General features: G+C 45.7%; 1 pseudogene. It reads right to left on the bottom strand.

Annotated features, from left to right (window positions below):
• A pseudogene (locus AAEY62_RS25160) lies at positions 1-230 on the bottom strand (ABC-F family ATPase); the annotation flags it as partial.

Here is a 230-nt window from a genome sequence, read left to right as displayed (position 1 = left end):
ACCGTCCATTTCAGCAAAAACGCTTTCAAGCTCGGCTACTTTCATGCCGTCTTCTTCGCTCATTTCAGGCAAAGAGTAAATACGGTCGCGCTCTTGTTTTACTTTCCAAAGCTCCACATCACCCATAATTACCGCATCAACTACGCTGTATTGCTCAAACGCAAACTGATCTTGGCTTAGGTTACCTAATTTTAGCCCCGGCGTAATAGACACATTACCTGCACTAGGCG

The sequence above is a fragment of the Pseudoalteromonas sp. GW168-MNA-CIBAN-0100 genome, from assembly GCF_040309225.1.
GTDB classification, from domain to species: domain Bacteria; phylum Pseudomonadota; class Gammaproteobacteria; order Enterobacterales; family Alteromonadaceae; genus Pseudoalteromonas; species Pseudoalteromonas arctica.
The sequence above is the reverse complement of the archived record's forward strand: the minus strand, read 5'-3'. Positions and strand labels throughout refer to the sequence as shown.